This window comes from Pseudomonas sp. zfem005 (assembly GCF_032621735.1).
Classification (GTDB): domain Bacteria; phylum Pseudomonadota; class Gammaproteobacteria; order Pseudomonadales; family Pseudomonadaceae; genus Metapseudomonas; species Metapseudomonas solani.
The window spans coordinates 345,364-367,703 of record NZ_JAVYJE010000003.1 but is presented as its reverse complement, the minus strand read 5'-3'; the positions used below and the strand labels follow the sequence as shown (position 1 = coordinate 367,703).

18 protein-coding genes are annotated in these 22,340 nt (G+C 65.3%); all 18 read left to right on the top strand.

The genetic code is table 11. The annotated features are described in order from the left end of the window. The 18 genes from RTW82_RS08490 (at position 1) to fliI (ending at position 22,336) form a co-directional block, all read left to right on the top strand. A complete protein-coding gene (locus tag RTW82_RS08490) occupies positions 1 to 1,194 on the top strand; it encodes an N-acetyl sugar amidotransferase (protein WP_316924823.1) in 1,194 nt (397 codons plus the stop codon). A gap of 18 nt (positions 1,195 to 1,212) precedes the next feature. Beyond that, positions 1,213 to 2,223 carry a class I SAM-dependent methyltransferase gene (locus RTW82_RS08485; protein ID WP_184488942.1) on the top strand — a complete coding sequence of 337 codons (1,011 nt, stop codon included), beginning with the start codon at positions 1,213 to 1,215 and terminating at the stop codon, positions 2,221 to 2,223. Continuing rightward, positions 2,216 to 2,986, top strand: a complete 771-nt coding sequence (locus RTW82_RS08480) for a phytanoyl-CoA dioxygenase family protein (protein ID WP_021220607.1) — start codon at positions 2,216 to 2,218, stop codon at positions 2,984 to 2,986. Before RTW82_RS08485 ends, RTW82_RS08480 begins: the two co-directional genes overlap by 8 nt. A 198-nt stretch (positions 2,987 to 3,184) precedes the next feature. After that, positions 3,185 to 3,628: a hypothetical protein gene (locus tag RTW82_RS08475; protein ID WP_316924822.1), complete on the top strand. Its 444-nt coding sequence runs from the start codon at positions 3,185 to 3,187 to the stop codon at positions 3,626 to 3,628. Positions 3,629 to 3,633: 5 nt separating this feature from the next. Further along, on the top strand, positions 3,634 to 7,566 hold the full coding sequence (locus tag RTW82_RS08470) for a glycosyltransferase (RefSeq protein WP_316924821.1): 3,933 nt from the start codon (positions 3,634 to 3,636) through the stop codon (positions 7,564 to 7,566). A 249-nt stretch (positions 7,567 to 7,815) separates the two neighbouring features. Then, positions 7,816 to 9,279 carry a flagellin gene (locus RTW82_RS08465; protein ID WP_316924820.1) on the top strand — a complete coding sequence of 488 codons (1,464 nt, stop codon included), beginning with the start codon at positions 7,816 to 7,818 and terminating at the stop codon, positions 9,277 to 9,279. Between the two features lie 77 nt (positions 9,280 to 9,356). Beyond that, positions 9,357 to 9,743, top strand: a complete 387-nt coding sequence (locus RTW82_RS08460; protein WP_316924819.1) for a flagellar protein FlaG — start codon at positions 9,357 to 9,359, stop codon at positions 9,741 to 9,743. 80 nt (positions 9,744 to 9,823) lie between these two features. Next, positions 9,824 to 11,278 carry a flagellar filament capping protein FliD gene (fliD, locus tag RTW82_RS08455; protein WP_316924818.1) on the top strand — a complete coding sequence of 485 codons (1,455 nt, stop codon included), beginning with the start codon at positions 9,824 to 9,826 and terminating at the stop codon, positions 11,276 to 11,278. 127 nt (positions 11,279 to 11,405) lie between these two features. After that, positions 11,406 to 11,786, top strand: a complete 381-nt coding sequence (fliS, locus tag RTW82_RS08450; protein ID WP_031288165.1) for a flagellar export chaperone FliS — start codon at positions 11,406 to 11,408, stop codon at positions 11,784 to 11,786. A gap of 13 nt (positions 11,787 to 11,799) precedes the next feature. Continuing rightward, positions 11,800 to 12,099, top strand: a complete 300-nt coding sequence (locus RTW82_RS08445) for a flagellar protein FliT (RefSeq protein ID WP_184488937.1) — start codon at positions 11,800 to 11,802, stop codon at positions 12,097 to 12,099. Between the two features lie 222 nt (positions 12,100 to 12,321). After that, the gene (locus RTW82_RS08440) at positions 12,322 to 13,794 is read left to right on the top strand and encodes a sigma-54 dependent transcriptional regulator (protein WP_021220599.1); all 1,473 of its coding nucleotides are present in this window, start codon (positions 12,322 to 12,324) and stop codon (positions 13,792 to 13,794) included. A gap of 109 nt (positions 13,795 to 13,903) precedes the next feature. Then, the gene (locus RTW82_RS08435; RefSeq protein ID WP_316924817.1) at positions 13,904 to 15,118 is read left to right on the top strand and encodes a sensor histidine kinase; all 1,215 of its coding nucleotides are present in this window, start codon (positions 13,904 to 13,906) and stop codon (positions 15,116 to 15,118) included. Between the two features lie 4 nt (positions 15,119 to 15,122). Then, on the top strand, positions 15,123 to 16,547 hold the full coding sequence (gene fleR, locus RTW82_RS08430; RefSeq protein WP_184488935.1) for a sigma-54-dependent response regulator transcription factor FleR: 1,425 nt from the start codon (positions 15,123 to 15,125) through the stop codon (positions 16,545 to 16,547). Between the two features lie 458 nt (positions 16,548 to 17,005). Then, entirely contained in the window at positions 17,006 to 17,338 is a 333-nt protein-coding gene (gene fliE, locus RTW82_RS08425) for a flagellar hook-basal body complex protein FliE (protein ID WP_021220596.1), read from the top strand. Positions 17,339 to 17,353: 15 nt separating this feature from the next. After that, positions 17,354 to 19,147, top strand: a complete 1,794-nt coding sequence (fliF, locus tag RTW82_RS08420; RefSeq protein WP_316924816.1) for a flagellar basal-body MS-ring/collar protein FliF — start codon at positions 17,354 to 17,356, stop codon at positions 19,145 to 19,147. Then, positions 19,140 to 20,153, top strand: coding sequence for a flagellar motor switch protein FliG (fliG, locus tag RTW82_RS08415; protein ID WP_021220594.1), 1,014 nt, complete (start codon positions 19,140 to 19,142; stop codon positions 20,151 to 20,153). Before fliF ends, fliG begins: the two co-directional genes overlap by 8 nt. Before the next feature lie 10 nt (positions 20,154 to 20,163). Beyond that, the gene (gene fliH / locus RTW82_RS08410; RefSeq protein ID WP_316924815.1) at positions 20,164 to 20,988 is read left to right on the top strand and encodes a flagellar assembly protein FliH; all 825 of its coding nucleotides are present in this window, start codon (positions 20,164 to 20,166) and stop codon (positions 20,986 to 20,988) included. Next, positions 20,978 to 22,336, top strand: a complete 1,359-nt coding sequence (fliI, locus tag RTW82_RS08405; RefSeq protein WP_021220592.1) for a flagellar protein export ATPase FliI — start codon at positions 20,978 to 20,980, stop codon at positions 22,334 to 22,336. The genes fliH and fliI overlap by 11 nt, the downstream gene beginning before the upstream one ends. Positions 22,337 to 22,340 lie beyond the last annotated feature (4 nt).

The following is a 22,340-nucleotide window of genomic DNA, read 5'->3' as shown; positions in this document are numbered from 1 at the left end:
GTGGAATATTGCAGCCGCTGCGTGTACCCGAGGGCCAGCGTCAACCTGATGCTGGACGAGCAGGGGGTCTGTTCGGCCTGCCAGGTGGCGGAGCAGTTCGCCCAGCTCCCCGAGTCATTCTGGGATGAGCGTCGCAAGCGCTTCGAGCGGGTGCTGGAGGAGACCGGTGCCGGCAAGCGCAACGACAATTACGACTGCATCATCCCCGTCAGCGGTGGCAAGGACAGTTACTACCAGGCCCATGTGATCGCCGCCCAGTACGGCCTCAAGCCGCTGCTGGTGACCTACCACGGCAACAACTACCTGCCCGAAGGCGACTACAACCGCGACCGCATGCGCCATGTGTTCGATGCCGACCACATGGTCTTCGGCCCCAGCGTGGAGGTGCTCAAGCGCCTCAACCGCCTGTGCTTCCGCAAGATGGGCGACATGAACTGGCACGCCCACTGCGGGATCATGACCTACCCCATCCAGGTGGCGGTGAAGTTCGACATTCCGCTGATCATCTGGGGCGAGACCGCCTGGGACATCTCCGGGATGTTCGACCCGGACGACTACGTCGAATTCAGCGCGCGGGTCCGCCATGAGCACGCCCTGCGCGGCTTCGAGTGGCACGACATGCTGGACGACCCGGCCGAGCCGCTGCGCGAGAAGGATCTGCTCTGGGCGCGCTACCCCAGCGATGCGGAGATCCTCAAGTCGAACGTGCGTGGCATCTACATCGGCAACTTCTTCCCCTGGGACGCCAACCAGCACACGCGCCTGGTGCAGGAGAACTACGGCTGGAAGATGGCGGACAAGCCCTTCGAGCGCACCTACCGGCAGATGTCGAACCTGGACGACCGCTACGAGAACGGCGTGCACGACCTGCTCAAGTTCATCAAGTTCGGCTACGGCCGGGCCTCCGACCACGCCTCCAAGGATATCCGCGCCGGCTACATGACCCGCGAGGAGGGCGTGGAGATCGTGCGCAAGATGGACCACGTGGTGTCCAGCGACCTGCAGCACTGGCTGGACTACGTGGGCCTGAGCGAGCGCGAGTTCTGGGAAGTGGCCGACACCTTCCGCTCGCCGCGCGTCTGGTGGATCGAGGACGGCCAGTGGTGGAAGGACAATATCTGGGGCGAAGCCAGCGCCTACGGGCCGGTGCACCTGCCGGAAGACCAGCAGCAGAAATACCGTCGGGCCAACTGAGCACCGGGAGGAGGGGACATGAAAGAAGACGACATCCGGCCTTCCCGCTTGCAGGCGGGGCAGCGCGTGGCCCTGCTGCGCGACATCGCCATGCTGCTGGCACGCAACGACGAGTTCGTCGAGGCGGCCTGCCCGGCGTGCGGCTCCGTTGATGCGCGCTTCAAGTTCGAGAAGAACGGCTTCCGCTACCAGGACTGCCAGGCCTGCACCACCTTCTACGTCAACCCTCGACCGGGGGAGGCGCTGCTCGGCGACTTCTACCGCAGCAGCGAGAACTACGCCTATTGGGCGCGGCACATCTACCCGGCGTCCGCCGCCGCACGCCACCAGTCGGTGATCGTGCCGCGCGTGGAGCGGGTGCTGGAGCTGTGCCATGAAATCGGCCTGCCGTTCGGCGAGATGCTGGAGATCGGCGCCGGCTACGGCTCCTTCTGCAGCGAGATGCAGCAGCGCGGGTTGTGGCGGCACATCGTCGGCATCGAGCCCACGCCCGACCTGGCGGGCATCTGCCGCGAGCAGGGCTTCGAGGTGGTGGAGTCGCGGGTCGAGGATTTCGCCGCTACGACCGACCGCCGCTTCGACCTGATCGTCGCCTTCGAGGTCATCGAGCACCTGTTCGACCCCGGCCAGGTGGTGGCCAGCCTGGAATGCCTGCTGCGCCCGGGCGGGGTGCTGATCCTCACCTGCCCCAACGGCGCCGGCTTCGACGTGCAGCAACTCGGCCCCGACAGCCCCTGCGTCGATCACGAGCACCTCAACTACTTCAATACCCGTTCGCTGCCGCTGTTGCTGGAGCGCCACGGCCTGGCCACGCTGAAGTGCATCACCCCCGGCAAGCTGGACGCCGAGCTGGTGCGCAAGGGCATCGCCGCCCAGGGGCGCGAAGAGCAGCTCGAGCCCTTCCTCCACGAGGTGCTGTTCGAGCGCTGGGACGAGCTGGGCGCTGCCTTCCAGCGCTTCATCGCCGATGCCGGCATGTCCTCCCACATGTGGGTGATGGCCCGCAAGCCGGGCGCTGCCGATGTCTGACTACGAGGAGTTCGCCCGCGCCCTGCGCCAGACCTACCAGGACAACGGCTTCGCCCTGATCAAGCAGTTGCTGTCGCCGGAGGTGGCGCAACGGCTGCGCAAGGACATGGCGGTGCTGTTCGAGCGTGAGCCGCGCTATGCCGGCGACATCTACGACAACCCCGGGCTGGGCGACATCCGCATCGACGTGTTCAGCCGCTATCCCTCGGTGTGGAAGGCGATCTTCGACAGCGAGATCCTCGCCGTGCTGAAGATCCTCCTGGGCGAGGACTTCGCGCTCCTGCCGGAGTCGGCGCTGCACCGCAAGGGCTATGGAACCTGGCACAAGGACACCGACTCCCAGCAGAAGGCCGGGCATCGGTTCCAATGGGAGCCGGACTGCGACATCGTGCAGATCGCCTTCTATCTCCAGGCCAACACGCCCGAGCACGGGGGCGGCCTGGAGGTGATCCCGGGTTCCCACCGGGTGGACATGCGCTGGTACGAGGAAAGCCAGAAGGGCCTGCGCGTGCTGAGCGAGGCGGGGGACATGGTCATCTTCAACACCCGCCTCGATCACAAGGCCTGCTGGCCGGTGCAGCCGGTGCCGGAAGGCCAGGAAAAGTACGCGGTGTTCTTCATGGCGTCGCGCAACAACGATCATGCACGCCGCTACATCGACTTCATCCGTGGCCGGCCAGGCTACCTTTTCATGGATGGCTTCAGCTATCCGGCCGCTTTGCAGAGCCTCGCACGCCAGGCAGGTGTCAACTTGCTGGTGTGAATCTTGCTGCAGCACGGGATACGTCAATTTTCCGTTCAGGTCGGGACGCCCGCCGGGCCGCCTGAACCGCTTCCAGACAGGTAGGTTATGGTCGGACTCGTTCTCCCCCCCTCGATGCAAGGCAAGCCCGCGTGGCGCAAGTTGCTGCCCACAGGCTTCAGCGGGTTCGACCCCGAGCAGCCGTGTGGTTACTGGCCCGTGCTCTGGCAGCGCTGGCTGGGCTACCGCGAAAGCGATGCCGCCTTCGGCGATTTCCTGGCGTTCCTCGAATCCCTGCCCAGTGGCCCGGCCCTCGACAGCGAGGCCCTGGCGCAGCAACTGCAGCCGCACCTGGCGCGGCCGCGCAACCGCTTCTTCCTGTTCATCCTCTGGTTCTTCCGCGAGGGGGCCCGGCCCACGCCGCTGGCCGAGCTGCCCGACCTCGAGACGTTGCTCGGGGCGGAGCAGTGGGCGCACTTCACGCGCTGGCACCGCAAGTACCACACCGACTTCGTCGCGCTGGAATGCCTGCTCGCCTGGCAGCAGCAGCCGGAGGTCCGCGCTGCCTACCTGTATCGCGGCGTCGAACTGCAAGGCGTGCTGGATTACCCGGCCTTCCCGCGCATGCTCGATTCGCTGTTCCACGCCTTCACGGACGAGTGATACCCATGTCCCAGCCCTTGCGCGCGATCATTACCCAGCTCTGGACCAAGAACGTTCCGTTGCTGGAGCAATACCTGGCCGATTACGGCCCCCGTACCGTCCTGACCTTCCAGGGCTGCGTCACCCCCGAATTCGAAAGCATGCTGGAACGCCACGGTAGCGACGTGGTGCTCATCGACTCATTGCTGGAAAGCATGGTCACCGCCACCACCGAAACCTTCGATGAGCGGGCCGCCTTGCCCTTCAGCGATACCGTGCGCCAGGGCATCCAGCCGCAGCTCGAGGCTGCCGGCCTGACCTGGGAAGACTGGGTGCGCACCCTGCAGGACGTCGCCACCCGCACGCTGCCGGTGTCCTTCGCCCTGGTGGACGCGCTGGACCGCCTGGCGACCCTGTATGAGATCGAGCTGATCGCCGTCAACGAAGACTGGATGTTCGGCTCCAAGACCCTGGTGGCCTGGGGCAAGGCGCGGGGCATCCCCAGCCTGCACGTCGAGCACAACCCGACCCTGTGCTACCCCTACACCGTGCATGACCAGCAGAACGCCGATCGCATGGTGGTGTGGAGCGAGGACAGCCGCCGCCTTTACGGCGACGCCGGCTACGACACCGAGCGCCTGCAGGTGATGGGCCTGCCGCAGTTCGACGACCTCTTCGCCGTGCGTGGCGAGCGCCAGGCCAGCCGTGAAGCGCTGTGCGCGGAGCTGGGCCTGGACCCGTCCCTGCCCATCGTGGTGCTGGGTACCACCCTGCTGGCCGAGCATGCGCTGCCACCGGAGCTGAACATCGACGAGCAGGTGCTGCGTGCCTATCTCGGCGCGATCGGCACCCTGGGCAAGGGCGTGCAGGTGGTGATCAAGGGGCGCAGGCCCCAGGGCCGTTTCGGCGCCGAGCAGGTGGCCGTGCTGGCCGCCGAGTACGGCCTCACGGCTGCTGACTACCGTTACGCCGATGGCGCGCCGCTGCCGTTCCTGCTGTCGGCAGACGTGCTGGTGGCGGTGGATTCCGGCCTGCAGGTGGAGGCGATGCTGGTGGGCACGCCGGCACTCAACCTGATGACCGAGACCGGCTTCTTCTATGGCCCCGGCCTGGTGCCGGGGCAGGGCGTGGACACGGTGGGCGGCGATGAGCTGGCGCCCGCCATCCGCCGACTGCTGGACGACCCGGAGCACCGGCAGCGCATGCTCGAGCGGGCCAATGCCTGCATCGAGCAGTTGCCCCGGGGCTCCACCGCGGCCATCGCGGCATTCATGTCGCAGCTGGCGTTGCCCGCACCGCGCCGCCTGCAGGCCAGCGACCAGTTGATGGACTGGCTGGAATCCGCCGCGCCGACCGGCAATGCACTGAGGATCATCCTCGATCACCTCGCCGCCCACAGCCCCCGGGCGCCACAGCTGGGCGTCCTGATACTGGACCGCCAGGGCAGCCTGGGTGATGTGATCACCACCGTGGGCAGCCTCTCCGAAAGCCGTTACCCGGAACTCGTGCCGATGCTGGTGAGTGCCAACGCCGAAGTCGTTGGTGAGGCGAACATCCCCGCCCGGCTGGTGCAGGACGGCAGCCATGTCGAGGCGATCAACGAACTGGTGGCCGGCGCGGACCTGGACTGGATACTGGTGGTGGATGCCGGGGTGGAGTTCACCTCCACCGGCCTGCTCGCCATCGCCCAGAAGGTCGCCTCCGACCCGCAGTGCCGCGCGCTCTATGCCGACGAATTCCAGCTGACCGAGCTGGGCGCACGCGGGGCTTGCTTCAAGCCGGACTTCAACCTCGACCTGCTGCTCAGCTTCCCCCTCAGCCTGTGCCGCTACTGGTTCATCCGCGCCGACGTATTCCGGGCCGAGGGCGGCTTCGATCCGATCTTCGCCGACGCCATGGAGCTGGAGTTCATCCTGCGCCTGGTGGAGCGGGACGGCCTGGTGGGCCTGGAACATGTCGACGAGGTGCTGCTCACCAGCCGGGTGCCGCAACTGCGCGCCAACCCGGTGGAGCAGGTGGCCATCGAGCGCCACCTCGAACAGCGCGGTTACCAGGCGCGGGTGGAGAGCTTCCTGCCGGGGCGCTACCGCATCGACTACGGCCACGAGGTCGGGCCGAAGGTCTCCATAGTAGTGGCGGTGCGTGACCACCTGCCGCTGCTGCAGCGCTGCGTGGATAGCTTGCTGGAGAAGACCCGCTACGGTCATTACGAGCTGCTGCTGGTGGATTGCGATAGCCAGGAGCCGGCGACCCGCCAGTGGCTGGATGGCGTCGAGGCGCTGGACAGCGAGCAGGTGAAGGTCTGGCGCTTCGCTGGCGAGCTGAATTATTCGGCGATGGTCAACGCGGTGGCGATGTCGGTGGAGTCCGACTACCTGCTGCTGCTCAGCCACGATGTGCGCATCGTGCACGAGGACTGGCTGGAGCAGCTGCTCAACCACGCGCTGCGGCCCGAGGTGGGGGTGGTTGGCGCCAAGGTGCTGGATGCCATGGGCTGCATCGAGCAGGCGGGGATCATCCTCGGCCTGCACGAGGTGGCGGGACGCACCTTCGTCGGCGAACCGGGCGATGCCGCCGGCTATATGAACCGTTTGCAGGTTCCCCAGAACTACAGCGCGGTGGGCTCGGCCTGCATGATGGTGCGGCGCGAGGCGTTCATCGCGGTGGACGGCATGGACGCGGAACGCCTCGGTGCCTTCTATGGCGATGTCGACCTGTGCCTGCGCATCCGCGCGTCCGGGCTGCTCAACGTGTGGACCCCCGATTGCGTGGTGATGCGCGACGGCATCGACCTGCCGGTGCTGGCCATCGACGGCGCCCTGGCACGCCAGGCCGCGCTCAAGGCCGAGCGCGAGCAGATGCTGCAGCGCTGGCTGCCGGTGCTGGCTCGCGACCCGGCCTACAACGCCAACCTGTCTCTGTCCGGCCACGGCTTCGGTTTTGAATACGGCACGCGGCGCGTGCGTCATCCGCTGCTGCCCCAGGTGCTCTGCTACCCGGCGGACGCCACCGGCTGCGGCCACTACCGGATTCGCCAGCCACTGGAGGCGCTGCGTGAGGCGGGCCTGGTGGAGGGTACGTTCAGCGGCACCCACCTGACGCCCGTGGAGCTGGAGCGCTTCGGTGCACAGACGGTGGTGTTCCAGCGGCAGATCATGGACCCGCAGATCGAGGGCATGCGCGAAGTGAAGGCGCTGTCCGGGGCATTCCGCGTCTACGAACTGGATGACTACCTGCCCAACCTGCCGCTCAAGAGCGCGCACCGGGAAACCATGCCGCGCGATGTGCTCAAGTCATTGCGCCAGGCGGTGGCGCTCACTGATCGCTTCGTCGTTTCCACCGCGCCGCTGGCCGAGGCCTTCGCCGACCTGCACAGCGATATCCGCGTGGTGCCGAACTGCCTGCCGCTGCCCTGGTGGGGCAATCTGCGCAGCCGGCGCCGCCGTGGCAGCAAGCCCCGGGTGGGCTGGGCGGGTGGCAGCAGCCACCAGGGTGACCTGGAGCTGATCGCCGATGTGGTCCGTGAACTGGCGGGGGAGGTGGAGTGGGTGTTCTTCGGCATGTGCCCGGAGAAGCTCCGGCCCTACGTGCACGAATTCCATATCGGCGTGCCGATCGAGTTGTATCCGGCCAAGCTGGCCAGCCTGGACCTGGATCTTGCCCTGGCGCCGCTGGAGCAGAACCTGTTCAACGACTGCAAGAGCAACCTGCGCCTGCTGGAATACGGCGTCTGTGGCTTCCCGGTGATCTGCAGCGACGTGCTCTGCTACCGCGGCGACCTCACGGCGACCCGGGTGAAGAACCGCTTCAAGGATTGGGTGGACGCCATCCGCATGCATTTGAGCGACCTCAAGGCCACCGCCGCCGCCGGCGACACCTTGCGTGCCCAGGTGCTGGGGAACTGGATGCTGGACGGGGAGAACCTGGTGCGCTGGCGCGCCGCCTGGTTGCCGGATTGACCGTCCTGGCGCTCACCGACGAACGGCGTGGCAAAAGGCTAAACCTCCGCTACGCCTGCCGATAACAGGAGTACGAACACTGTTCGCGGCTGCGCGGCAAGCCCAAAGAGAAAAAATTTCAAATTTCTCCTAAAGCTCCACCGGCAAGCGCCGATAAACAGTTCGAATGCGAATTCTAGGGGCACCTGAGCAGCAGGTCCTGAAGGTCGCAAAGCTCAGGTAAATACTAGGTACTTCGGGAGACGCCAAATGGCACTTACAGTCAATACCAACATTGCTTCGCTCAACACTCAGCGCAACCTGAACGCATCGTCCAATTCGCTGAATACCTCGCTGCAGCGTCTCTCCACCGGTAGCCGTATCAACAGCGCCAAGGACGATGCCGCCGGCCTGCAGATCTCCAACCGTCTGACCAACCAGATCAGCGGCCTGAACCAGGCGACCCGCAACGCCAACGACGGTATCTCCCTGGCGCAGACCGCTGAAGGTGCACTGCAGCAGTCCACCAACATTCTGCAGCGTATCCGCGACCTGTCCATCCAGGCAGCCAGCGGCTCGAACAGCGACGCCGACCGCGCCGCCCTGCAGAAAGAAGTGACCGCGCAGCAGGCCGAACTGTCCCGTATCGCTGAAACCACCACCTTCGGTGGTCGCAAGCTGCTGGACGGCACTTTCGGTACCACCAGCTTCCAGGTCGGTTCCGATGCCTACCAGACCATCGACGTGACCCTGAAGGATGCGTCCTCCGCCAAGCTGGGTTCCTACCAGGTCGGTGGTGGTGCTTCCACTTCCGCGGCCGGTGCCTCGGCATCCGGTACCACCGTTGCCGGTAGCGTGGTTGCGGGTAGCGGTGGTGCGTTCGCCTCCGGCACCGTCACCGTGGTCGGCAACGGCCAGACCAAGGACGTGACCCTCGCCGCGACCGACAGCGCGAAGAGCATCGCCCAGAAGTTCGACGGCTCGATCGCCGGCCTCTCCGCCAGCGCCCGTACCGTGATTCAGGCCGACGTCAACTTCACCTCCGGTGCAGCCTCGTTCAACCTGACCGTTGGTTCCAACACCGTGCAGATGGTAGGTGTGACCTCCAACGAAGACCTGGCCAACCAGATCAATTCCAACGCCGGTAAGCTTGGCCTCACCGCCAACTACGACCAGCAGAACGACAAGATCACCATCACCTCCGCGACTGGTGAGACGATCGAGTTCGGTGCTGCTACCGGTAGCTCCGCAGGCACCATCGACGTGGCCGCTCAGGGCAACGACGGTACCTACGGCGGTGCGACGGATGTGGCGGCGACTGGCGGCAAGGCCTTCGGTTACGTACAGCTGGATTCCCCGGTATCCTTCGCGGTGACCGGCGATACCACCGAAGTGTTCAGCACCAGCTCGTCGACCCTGAACACCGTTGCCAACGTCGATATCTCCACCGCCGACGGTGCCCAGCGCGCCCTGGCAGTGGTCGATAGCGCCCTGGCAGCGATCGACTCCCAGCGTGCCGATCTCGGTGCTGTGCAGAACCGCTTCGATAACACCGTATCGAACCTGCAGAACATCTCCGAGAACGCCGCTTCTGCTCGTAGCCGGATCAAGGACACCGACTTCGCAGCTGAAACTGCGACCCTGTCCAAGAACCAGGTTCTGCAACAGGCCGGTACTGCGATCCTGGCCCAGGCGAACCAGCTGCCGCAGTCGGTTCTCAGCCTGCTGCAATAACGCAGGAAGAGCGCCCAGCAACAATGGGGGGAAGGGGATGACCCTTCCTCCCATTTGGCCATTGTGAGGTATGAAAAATGGATATCTCGAACATTACGTCGGTCGGTGCCCTGCCCAGGTTGGCCAAGGACCCCGTCGCCAGCGTAACGCCCGGCCAGGACGCTGCCAGGAAGGTTGCTCCGGCAAGCACTGCGGTCAGCAGCGCTGAAGCGGACGCCCAGTCCCAGCAGTCCCAGGCGCAGGGGGGCAACCTGGAATCCGCTGTCGCTGATATCCAGTCCTTCGTCCAGACCGTCAAACGCGGGCTGGATTTCAACGTCGATGACTCCAGTGGCGAAGTCGTGGTGAAGGTCATCGATACCGATTCGGGCAAGCTGATCCGGCAGATTCCTTCCGAGGAATTGCTGAAGCTCGCTGAACGGCTGGAAGACATCCGCAGTCTGATGTTCGAGGCCAAGGCTTGAGTTGGTACGTTTCTTGAGTACCAAACTCTTGATCGTTCCCTGGAAGGGAACTCGGGACGTTTTTTTGACGGAGGTGTGAGATGGCTACCACCATCGGTACGGTTGGATCTGGACTCATCGATATCGATACCACTGTGAAAGCGCTGGTGGCCAACGCCCGTGCGCCCAAGCAGAACCAGCTCGATACCCTGGAGTCGAAATCCACGACCAAGCTCACCGCCCTCGGCTCCCTCAAGAGCGCCGTCAGTGAATTCCAGAGCGCCATGGCGTTGCTCAACAGCCCCACCAGTTTTCTGGCGCGGACTGCGACTTCGTCCAACACCGCGGCGTTGAACGCCACCGCGACCCCGAGTGCGGTTTCCGGCAGCTACAAGATCAACGTCACCCAGTTGGCCGCAGGCAGCAAGATCGCTTCGGCGGCCTTCAGCACCGGGGCTACCACGGCCTTCAACGAAGGCTCGCTGGACATCAAGATCGGTGGTGACGATGCCTTGACCATCGCTGTCGACAGCACCAACAACACCCTTTCCGGTATCCGTGACGCCATCAACAAGCAGGGTGCGGACAAGGGCATCAGCGCCACCATCGTGACTGACAGCCAGGGTTCGCGCCTGGTGCTGAGCAGCAGCAAGATGGGTGACGGCAAAGACATCACCATGACCGGCACCAGCACCTCGGGCAGCAAAACCGACCTGAGCAAGCTGAACTTCCCTGGCCCGACCCTGAATCCTTCCGACTTCGGCTCGACCGCCGAGTACGACGCGGCCGTGGCCAAGGCCGGCAAGACCCTGTCCACCGCCCAGAGCGCCAAGTTGACGGTGGACGGCCTGAGCGTGGTCAGTGACTCCAATACCGTCACCACCGCGATCGATGGCATCACGCTCAATCTCACCGGTGAGACCGAGGCGCTCAAACCCTTGACGCTGACCGTCGGGCAGAACAGCAGCGCGGTCAAGACCAACGTGCAGAACTTCGTCACCGCGTACAACAAGATGGCCTCCGCCATCAGCTCGCTGACCAAGGTCACCCCCGTGGAAGGCAGCGACCCGGTGGTTGCCGCGCTGGCCGGCGACTCCACCGCACGCGCACTGTTGAACTCCATGCGCAGCGAACTGGTCACCCCGAGCAGCAGCGATGGCTCGGTCAAGGCGCTGGCATCCTTGGGCATCACCACCAAGCAGGACGGCACCCTGGACCTCAACTCCGCCAAGCTGGATGCGGCCATCGCCTCCGACTACCAGGGCATCGCCGACTTCTTCACCGGTGACAACGGCCTGGCTGCGCGCATGACCGCGAAGGCCAAGCCGTACACCGACTCTGGTGGCGTCATCGAGCAGCGCAGTTCGGTGCTGCGCGACACCATCAAGGGCGTCGACAACCAGCAGAAAGCGCTGGACCTGCGCATGACCGCGCTGCAGACCCGTCTGTACAAGCAGTTCACCACCCTGGACTCGTTACTGGCGCAGATGCAGGGCACCAGCGACAACCTCGCTTCGCAGCTCGACGCCTTGCCTGGCCTGGTCAAGAAGAACTGACCGAGCCCGAGGTTTGGTCCGCTCGCGTCTTAATGACGAAAAATGCTCAGCAGAAGGCTTAAAGCTCCCGTGAAACCAGCCGATATTATGGATATCGAAGAAACACCGGTTCACGAGGAGTTGCGAAATGAGAGCGATGTTGGCCATGAAGCAGTATCAGCAGGTGAACGTGCAGGCTCAGGTGTCTGACGCCAGCCCGCATCGTTTGATCCAGATGCTGATGGAAGGCGGCCTCGAACGCATGGCGCAGGCCCAGGGTGCGATGATGCGCGAGCAGGGACCGCTGAAAGGCGAGCTGATCAGCAAATCCATCGGTATCATCGGCGGCCTTCGCGAGGCGCTGGACCCGTCTCGCGGTGGCGAAGTCGCGGCCAACCTCGACCGCCTCTACGAATACATGATCGCGCGCCTTATCCACGCCAATAAAGCCAACGACCCGGCGGTGCTCACCGAGGTGGCCGGCCTGTTGCGTGAAGTGAAGTCCGGCTGGGATGCCATTGCGCCCTGAGTAGGAGAGCAACATGAGCCACATCATGCTCAAGCAGATCGAAGAAACCCGCCTGGCCCTGGTCTCCGCCTTCGAGAGCCAGGACTGGGAGAGCGTGAGCCAGCTCGACCGCCAGTGCCGCGATCAGGTGAACGTCGCCATGCTCGATTGCGCCGACATCGAGGAGGGCCTGCGCACGCAACTGGAGGCCCTGATCGACGTCTACCGTCGCCTGACCGAATCCTGCGCCCAGCAGCGCGACCAGGTGGCCAGCGAGCTCAGCAATCTCGTCCGCTCCAACCAGGGTGCCAAGGTCTATCAGTTGTTCGGTTGATGGCACCCCGATGCGGCACTGATGGCATATCGGTGCTGCATCCTCAGTCTCTTAGGCTTTCTGTCGATCTCCTCAAAAAAAGCACGCCATAAATTTGACTCTGTTCGCTTTTTTGACTTTACTAGTGGCCAATTGCCGTTGCCCATCGCGATTTTGATGGCACCGGCTGCCCTTGTGCCGCTCTAACGCGGCATCAGTCCTCGAGCAAAGACCAGAACAAGCATGTGGCGTGAAACCAAGATTCTGCTGATTGACGACAACAGCGATCGCCGCCGTGATCTGGCGGTCATTCTGAACTTTCTCGGCGAAGAGCATCTGGCCTGCGCCAGCCGCGACTGGCGTGACGCCGTCGGCGCGCTGAGCGCCACCCGTGATGTGCTTTGCATCCTCCTGGGCGATGTCGAGTCCAAGGGCGGCACCACCGAGCTGCTCAAGCAGGTCGCCACTTGGGACGAGTTCCTTCCCGTGCTACTGATCGACCAGGCGGTGCCGGCCGACTGGTCCGACGAGGTCCGCCGCCGCGTGCTGGCCAGTCTCGAGATGCCGCCCAGCTACAACAAGCTGCTGGACTCCCTGCACCGCGCCCAGGTCTATCGCGAGATGTACGACCAGGCCCGCGAGCGCGGCCGCCAGCGCGAGCCGAACCTGTTCCGCAGCCTGGTGGGCACCAGCCGTGCCATCCAGCAGGTGCGGCAGATGATGCAGCAGGTGGCCGATACCGACGCCAGCGTTCTGATCCTCGGCGAGTCGGGCACCGGCAAGGAAGTGGTCGCGCGCAACCTGCACTACCACTCCAAGCGCCGCGATGCGCCCTTCGTGCCGGTCAACTGCGGCGCCATCCCCGCCGAGCTGCTGGAAAGCGAGCTGTTCGGCCATGAGAAGGGTGCCTTCACCGGTGCCATCACCAGCCGTGCCGGGCGCTTCGAGCTGGCCAACGGCGGCACCCTGTTCCTCGACGAGATCGGCGACATGCCGCTGCCGATGCAGGTCAAGCTGCTGCGCGTGCTGCAGGAGCGCACCTTCGAGCGCGTGGGCAGCAACAAGACGCAGAACGTCGACGTGCGCATCATCGCTGCCACCCACAAGAACCTCGAGCAGATGATCGAGACCGGTGGCTTCCGCGAGGACCTCTACTACCGCCTCAACGTCTTCCCCATCGAGATGGCCCCGCTGCGCGAGCGCGTGGAGGACATCCCGCTGCTGATGAACGAGCTGATCTCGCGCATGGAGCACGAGAAGCGCGGCTCCATCCGCTTCAACTCCGCCGCCATCATGTCGCTGTGCAACCACGATTGGCCGGGCAACGTCCGCGAGCTGGCCAACCTGGTGGAGCGCATGGCGATCATGCATCCCTATGGCGTCATCGGCGTGACCGAGCTGCCGAAGAAATTCCGCCACGTGGACGACGAGGACGAGCAACTGGCCGCCAGCCTGCGCGAAGAGCTCGAAGAGCGCTCCGCCATTGGTGCCGGCCTGCCCGGCGTCAGTAGCCCGGCGATGCTTCCGCCCGAGGGGCTGGACCTCAAGGACTACCTGGGCAACCTGGAGCAGGGGCTGATCCAGCAGGCGCTGGACGATGCCGCCGGTGTCGTGGCCCGTGCTGCCGAGCGTTTGCGCATCCGCCGCACCACCCTGGTGGAGAAAATGCGCAAGTACGGCATGAGCCGTCGCGACGACGAAATGGCAGAAGATTGACGCTGATTTCGTAAATACCTGTTTTTAAAGGGTATTTTTTTAGGCACGGGTATTGCTATGTCTCTCTCGACTGACCGTCTCCTGACGGTTTGCCGAGCGAGAGAGAACCATGACCGCCAGTGCCAGCCCATCGCAAAAACCTGAGTCCGCCAGTGCGGCGCCCGTAGAAGAGGCCGGCAGAGCCAGCCTCGAACAGGCGTTCGCCATGTTCAACCAGATGTCCAACCAGCTGAGCGAGTCGTACAGCCTGCTGGAGGCACGGGTGACCGAGCTCAAGGGGCAGCTGGCCCTGGTCAGCGCCCAGCGCATGCAGGAACTGGCGGAGAAAGAGCGCCTGGCCCTGCGCCTGCAAAGCCTGCTCGACCTGCTGCCCGGTGGCGTCATCGTCATCGATGGCCAGGGCGTGGTCCGTGAAGCCAATCCCGTGGCGCGCAGCCTGCTCGGCAAGCCGCTGGTGGGGATGCTCTGGCGCGAGGTCATCGCGCGCAGCTTCGCTCCGCGCAAGGACGACGGTCACGAGATCTCCATGAAGGATGGGCGTCGCCTGTCCATCGCCACCCGTTCCCTGAACGGCGAGCCCGGGCAACTGGTGCTGCTCGCCGACCTCACCGAAACCCGTCTCCTGCAGGATCAGCTGGCCCGCCACGAGCGGCTTTCTGCCCTGGGGCGCATGGTCGCGTCCCTGGCCCATCAGATCCGTACGCCGCTCTCCGCCGCGCTGCTCTATGCCAGCCACCTCACCGAGCAGGTGCTGCCGGTGGAGCAGCAACAGCGTTTCGCCGGCCGCCTCAAGGAGCGGCTGCACGAGCTCGAACACCAGGTGCGTGACATGCTGATCTTCGCCCGTGGCGACCTGCCGCTGCCGGATCGGCTGAAACCGGTGATGCTCTTCGCCGCGCTGCGCTCGGCCGCCGAATCCCATGTCACCGGCCTTTCGGTGCGCTGGCAATGCGACGCCAGCGGCGGCGAGCTGCTGTGCAACCGCGACACCCTGGTGGGGTCGCTGCTCAACCTCATCGAGAATGCCATCCAGGCCTCCGGCCGCGATGTGCGCCTCAAGATCCACCTGTACAGCCGCGGCGGCACGTTGCGCCTGTGCATCAGTGACAACGGCCCGGGCATGGATGCCGCTACCCTGGCTCGCCTGGGCGAACCCTTCTTCACCACCAAGACCACCGGAACGGGCCTCGGCCTCGCGGTGGTCAAGGCGGTGGCGCGCGCACACCAGGGCGAGTTGCTGCTCAGCTCCCGCCCGGGTCGTGGCACCTGCGCCACCCTGGTCCTGCCGTTGCTTGGCACGGCACAGCCGGTAATTCAGGAGTAACCCCATGACCGTCAAAGTTCTGTTGGTCGAAGACGACCGTGCCCTGCGCGAAGCGCTTGCCGACACCCTGATGCTCGGCGGCTACGACTTCCGCGAAGCGGACTGCGCCGAAGCGGCCCTGGTGGCCCTTGGCGAAGAGCCCTTCGGCATGATGATCAGCGACGTCAACATGCCCGGCATGGACGGCCACCAACTGCTCGCGCTGGTGCGCACCCGCTATCCGCAACTGCCCGTGTTGCTGATGACCGCCTATGGCGCCGTCGAGCGCGCGGTGGATGCCATCCGCCAGGGTGCTGCCGACTACCTGGTTAAGCCCTTCGAGCCTCGTGCGCTGCTGGAGCTGGTCGAGCGCCATGCCCTGGGGCGCGCCACGGCCGGTGAAGGGGAGGGGCCCGTGGCCCAGGAGCCGGCCAGCCTGCAATTGCTGGAATTGGCCGCCCGTGTCGCCCGCAGCGACTCCACCGTATTGATCTCCGGCGAGTCCGGTACCGGCAAGGAAGTGCTCGCGCGCTATATCCACCAGCAATCGCCGCGCGCGGCCAAGCCCTTCATCGCCATCAACTGTGCGGCGATCCCCGACAACATGCTCGAGGCCACCCTGTTCGGTCACGAGAAGGGCGCCTTCACTGGCGCCATCGCCGCCCAGCCCGGCAAGTTCGAACTGGCCGACGGCGGCACCATCCTCCTCGACGAGATTTCCGAGATGCCCCTGGGCCTGCAGGCCAAGCTCCTGCGCGTGCTGCAGGAGCGCGAGGTGGAGCGGGTCGGCGCACGCAAACCCATAGAGCTGGATATCCGCGTGCTGGCCACCACCAACCGTGACCTGGCCGGCGAAGTGGCGGCGGGGCGCTTCCGTGAAGACCTCTACTACCGCCTCTCGGTCTTCCCCCTCGCCTGGCGCGCGCTGCGTGAGCGCCCGGCCGATATTCTTCCCCTGGCCGAGCGCCTGCTGGGCAAGCACGTCAAGAAAATGAATCACGCCCCGGTGCGTTTCTCCGCCGAAGCGCGGCATGCGCTGGTCAGCCACCCCTGGCCGGGTAACGTGCGCGAACTGGACAACGCCATCCAGCGGGCGCTGATCCTCCAGCAGGGCGGCCTGATCCAGCCTCACGACCTGTGCCTCACCGCGCCCATCGGCATGGCCGTCGCACCGGTATCGGTACCTTTGAGCCCGATTGCTGCCGTCGTTCCGGCGCCGGTCGGCCTGCCCGTCAATCCTGCCGCGCCCATTGCGGACGCCGCAGGCGCGCTGGGCGAAGACCTGCGTCGCCACGAGTTCCAGATGATCATCGACACCCTGCGCTCCGAGCGCGGCCGCCGCAAGGAAGCCGCCGAACGCCTCGGCATCAGCCCGCGCACCCTGCGCTACAAGCTCGCGCAGATGCGCGACGCGGGGATGGATGTGGAGGCGTATTTGTATGCCAGCTGACGCTGAGGTTTTAAGCCTGAAGCCTGAAGCCGGTTGGGTGTCGCTCTTTGCATCCACCGGTGGGGCTTGGCATGGCGGCGAAGTTTCCCCGGGCTGAAGCCCGGGCTACGCACGGAATGCGGAAATAAATAAGCCCAGGGGTTGACGGTGTCCGCCGATCCCCCAGGCTCTTCCAGCTTCCAGCTTCCAGCTTCCAGCTTCCAGCTTCCAGCTTCCAGCTTCCAGCTTCCAGCTTCCAGCTTCCAGCTTCCAGCTTCCAGCTTCCAGCTTCCAGCTTCCAGCTTCCAGCTTCCAGCTTCCAGCTTCCAGCTTCCAGCTTCCAGCTTCCAGCTTCCAGCTTCCAGCTTCCAGCTTCCAGCTTCCAGCTTCCAGCTTGCCCGCCTAATTGGCACCCTTGTTGCAACCTCTCCCACAAAGACCGCTCTAGCGTCAAAAAACTGCGGTCGCGGAGGAATGTGATGAGCCAGGGTGTCGAATTCAATCGCCTGATGTTGGAAATGCGCTCCATGCAGATGGAGGCCATGGCCCGTACCAAGCCCGTGGTCAGCGCTACGCCCGAGGTCAACGCGCCGAGCTTTTCCGACATGCTCGGCCAGGCCGTCAATAAGGTGAACGAAACCCAGCAGGCGTCCAGCCAACTCGCCACCGCCTTCGAGACGGGGCAGAGCGGCGTCGACATCACCGATGTAATGATCGCCTCGCAGAAGGCCAGCGTGTCGTTCCAGGCCATGACCCAGGTTCGCAACAAGCTGGTCCAGGCGTATCAAGACATCATGCAGATGCCGGTTTAAGGGCAGGGTTGAGAAATGGCAGACGCGGCAACCGCTAACGTTCCGGCTCCGGCGGGCGAGCAGGGCGAGAAGAAACCCCTCTTCGGCCTGGCATTCCTGGAAAACCTTTCGCAGATGAGCATGCTGCGCCAGATCGGCCTGCTGGTCGGTCTTGCCGCCAGCGTGGCGATCGGTTTCGCCGTGGTGCTCTGGTCGCAGCAGCCGGACTACCGTCCGCTCTACGGCAGCCTGAGCGGCATGGATGCCAACCAGGTGATGGAGGCCCTCAACGGCGCCGACATCCCCTACAAGATCGAACCCAATTCCGGTGCCTTGCTGGTCAAGGCCGACGACGTGGCCCGTGCCCGCATCAAGCTGGCCGGCGCCGGCATCGCGCCCAATGACGGCAACGTCGGCTACGAGATCCTCGACCAGGAGCAAGGCCTGGGCACCAGCCAGTTCATGGAAGCCACCCGCTACCGCCGCGGCCTGGAAGGCGAGCTGGCGCGCACCGTTTCCAGCCTGAACAACGTCAAGGGTGCCCGCGTGCACCTGGCCATCCCGAAAAGCTCGGTGTTCGTCCGTGACGAGCGCAAGCCCAGCGCCTCGGTGCTGGTCGAGCTGTACCCGGGCCGCTCCCTGGAGCCGAGCCAGGTGATGGCCATCGTCAACCTGGTCGCCACCAGCGTGCCGGAACTGGAGAAGGGCCAGGTCACGGTCGTGGACCAGAAGGGCACCTTGCTGTCTGACCAGCAGGAGCTTTCCGAGCTGTCCATGGCGGGCAAGCAGTACGACTACACCCGCCGCATGGAAGGCCTGTTCACCCAGCGCGTGCACAGCATCCTGCAGCCGGTCCTGGGCAATGGCCGCTACAAGGCCGAAGTCTCGGCGGACGTCGACTTCAGTGCGGTGGAATCCACTGCCGAGATGTTCAACCCGGACCAGCCGGCGCTGCGCAGCGAGCAGAAACTCAACGAAGAGCGCCAGGCCGGCTCCGGCCCGCAGGGTGTGCCCGGCGCGCTCTCCAACCAGCCCCCGGGCCCGGCCAACGCGCCGCAGCAGGCTGCTCCGGCAGCCGCCGCACCTGCCGTGGCACCTGGCCAGCCGATCCTCGACGACAACGGCCAGCAGATCATCGACCAGGCCACCGGCAAGCCGATGCTGGCGCCGTACCCGACCGACAAGCGTGACCAGACCACGCGCAACTTCGAGCTGGACCGCTCCATCAGCTACACCAAGCAACAGCAGGGTCGCCTGCGCCGGCTTTCCGTCGCCGTGGTGCTGGACGACCAGGTCAAGGTCAACGCCCAGGGCGAGACCACCCATGTGCCCTGGACCGCTGACGAGATCGCCCGCTTCACCCGCCTGGTACAGGACGCCGTGGGCTTCGATGCCAGCCGTGGCGACAGCGTCAGCGTGATCAACACGCCGTTCGTCGGCGGTGGCGACGAGGTGATCGAACTGCCGTGGTACGAGCAGGTCTGGTTCCAGATGGTGGCGTCGGCCCTGAAGCAGCTGGTTCCGGTGTTGCTGATCCTGGTCCTGATACTGTTCGTGCTGCGTCCGGTGCTCAACAACATCTCCGGCGGCGGCAAGGGCAAGGACCTGGTCGGCGGCGGTCGCGACGGCGATGTCGAACTGGGCGAAATGGGTGGGTTGTCCGGCGAGCTGTCCGATGATCGGGTGAGCCTCGGCGGGCCGCAAAGCATCCTGCTGCCGAGCCCGAGCGAGGGGTATGATGCACAACTGAACGCGATCAAAAGCCTGGTAGCCGAAGACCCGGGTCGCGTTGCCCTGGTAGTCAAAGAGTGGATCAACGCCGATGAGTGATAACCGCGCTCCCAAGCTGACCAAGGTGGACAAGGCCGCCATCCTCCTGCTTTCCCTCGGCGAGACCGATGCCGCGCAAGTGCTGCGCCACATGGGCCCGAAGGAAGTGCAGAAGGTAGGCGTGGCGATGGCGCAGATGCGCAACGTGCACCGCGAGCAGGTCGAGCAGGTGATGGGCGAGTTCGTCGAGATCGTCGGCGACCAGACCAGCCTGGGCGTCGGTGCCGACGGCTACATCCGCAAGATGCTCACCCAGGCCCTGGGCGAGGACAAGGCCAACAACCTGATCGACCGTATTCTGCTAGGCGGCAGCACCAGCGGTCTGGACAGCCTGAAGTGGATGGAGCCGCGCGCCGTGGCCGACGTCATCCGCTACGAGCACCCGCAGATCCAGGCCATCGTGGTCGCCTACCTCGACCCCGACCAGGCCGGCGAGGTGCTCAGCCACTTCGACCACAAGGTGCGCCTGGACATCATCCTGCGCGTGTCCTCGCTGAACACCGTGCAGCCTTCCGCGCTCAAGGAACTCAACCTGATCCTCGAGAAGCAGTTCGCCGGCAACTCCAGCTCCACCCGCACCACCATGGGCGGCGTGAAGCGCGCGGCGGACATCATGAACTTCCTCGACAGCTCGGTGGAGGGCCAGCTCATGGACTCCATCCGCGAGGTGGACGAGGACCTGTCCGGCCAGATCGAAGACCTGATGTTCGTTTTCGACAACCTGGCGGACGTCGACGACCGCGGCATCCAGGCGCTGATGCGCGAGGTGTCTTCCGATGTGCTGGTGCTGGCCCTCAAGGGCTCGGACGAAGCGATCAAGGAGAAGGTCTTCAAGAACATGTCCAAGCGCGCCGCCGAACTGCTGCGCGACGACCTCGAAGCCAAAGGCCCGGTCCGCGTCAGCGACGTGGAGACCGCGCAGAAGGAAATCCTCACCATCGCCCGCCGCATGGCCGAAGCCGGAGAAATCGTGCTCGGTGGCAAGGGCGGCGAAGAAATGATCTGAGGCGCGCCCGATGGCTACCAAGGAAGCACAGAGCGAGCTGATTCGCGCCAAGGATGTGAACGCCTTCGATCGCTGGTCCCTGCCCAGCTTCGATCCCGAAGGCCCTGCCGTGGTCGCCGAGGAGCCGGCCGAGCCCGCCCAGCAGCCGGACGCGCCCGCGATGGCCGAGGCAGCGCCGGCCACGGAAGCCCCGCAGGCCGTCGAGGACGTCGAGCTGGAGGCCGTCAAGCCACTGACGCTCGATGAGCTGGAAGCGATCCGCCAGGACGCCTACAACGAAGGCTTCGCTACTGGCGAGAAGGACGGCTTCCATGCCGGCCAGATCAAGGCGCGCCAGGAGGCCGAGGTGGCCACCAATGCGCGCCTGGAGTCCCTGGAAAGCCTCATGGGCCAGCTCATGGCGCCCATCGCCGAGCAGGACCAGCAACTGGAAGAAGCCATGGTGCACCTGGTCGGGCAGATCACCCGGCAGGTCATCCAGCGCGAGCTGGCGATGGACTCCACCCAGATCCGCCAGATCCTCCGCGAAGCGCTCAAGCTGCTGCCCATGGGCGCCAGCAACCTGCGCATCCACATCAACCCGCAGGACTTCGAGTTGGTGAAGGCCTTGCGCGAACGCCACGAAGAAACCTGGCGCATCCTCGAAGACGAGACCCTGCTGCCCGGCGGTTGCCGCATCGAAACCGAACATAGCCGCATCGACGCCAGCATCGAGACGCGCATGACCCAGGCGCTGAAGCAGCTTTTCGACCAGCAGCGCGAACAGAAGGTGCACACGCCACCGGCCGATATCGCCCTCGACCTGAGCCCGCCGGAACCGCCCCATGCGCCTTGAGCGGACCAGTTTCGCCAAGCGCCTTGGTGGCTACGCCGATGCCGTGCAACTGCCCACCCAGCCCGTGGTGGAAGGGCGCCTGCTGCGCATGGTCGGCCTTACCCTGGAAGCCGAAGGCCTGCGCGCCGCCATTGGCAGCCGTTGCCTGGTGATCAACGACGACAGCTACCACCCGGTGCAGGTGGAAGGCGAAGTCATGGGGTTCTCCGGCAACAAGATCTACCTGATGCCGGTGGGCAGCCTCGCCGGCATCGCCCCCGGCGCCCGCGTGGTGCCGCTGCCCGATACCGGCCGCCTGCCCATGGGCATGTCCATGCTCGGGCGGGTACTCGACGGCGCCGGCCGCGCCCTGGACGGCAAGGGCGGGATGAAGGCCGAAGACTGGGTGGCGATGGACGGCCCGGTGATCAACCCGCTCAATCGCGACCCCATTTCCGTGCCGCTGGACGTCGGCATCCGCTCCATCAACGGCCTGCTTACCGTCGGCCGTGGCCAGCGCCTCGGCCTGTTCGCCGGCACCGGTGTGGGCAAGAGCGTGCTGCTGGGCATGATGACCCGCTTCACCGAAGCGGAAATCATCGTCGTCGGGCTGATCGGCGAGCGGGGCCGCGAGGTCAAGGAATTCATCGAACACATCCTTGGCGAGGAGGGCATCAAGCGCTCCGTGGTGGTCGCCTCGCCCGCGGACGACGCGCCGCTGATGCGCCTGCGTGCCGCCATGTACTGCACGCGCATCGCCGAATACTTCCGCGACAAGGGCAAGAACGTCCTGCTGCTGATGGATTCGCTGACCCGTTTCGCCCAGGCCCAGCGCGAGATCGCCCTGGCCATCGGCGAACCGCCGGCCACCAAGGGCTACCCGCCCTCGGTGTTCGCCAAGCTTCCCAAGCTGGTGGAGCGGGCCGGTAACGGCGAGAAGGGCGGCGGCTCGATCACCGCCTTCTACACCGTGCTTTCCGAGGGTGACGACCAACAGGACCCCATCGCCGACGCCGCGCGGGGTGTGCTCGATGGCCACTTCGTGCTGTCACGGCGCCTGGCGGAAGAGGGCCACTACCCGGCGATCGATATCGAGGCGTCCATCAGCCGGGTCATGCCCCAGGTGGTCAGCCCCGAGCACATGAAGATGGCCCAGCGCTTCAAGCAGCTGTGGTCGCGTTACCAGCAGACCCGCGACCTGATCAGCGTCGGCGCCTATGTCGCCGGCGGCGATGCCGACACCGACCTGGCCATCGCCCGGCAACCGGCCATGGCCAAATACCTTCACCAGGGGCTCAACGAAAGCGAGCCGCTGGCACAGAGCGTCGAGCGCCTCGCCGCGGTGCTGAACACCGGCAGCGCGGGTTGATGAA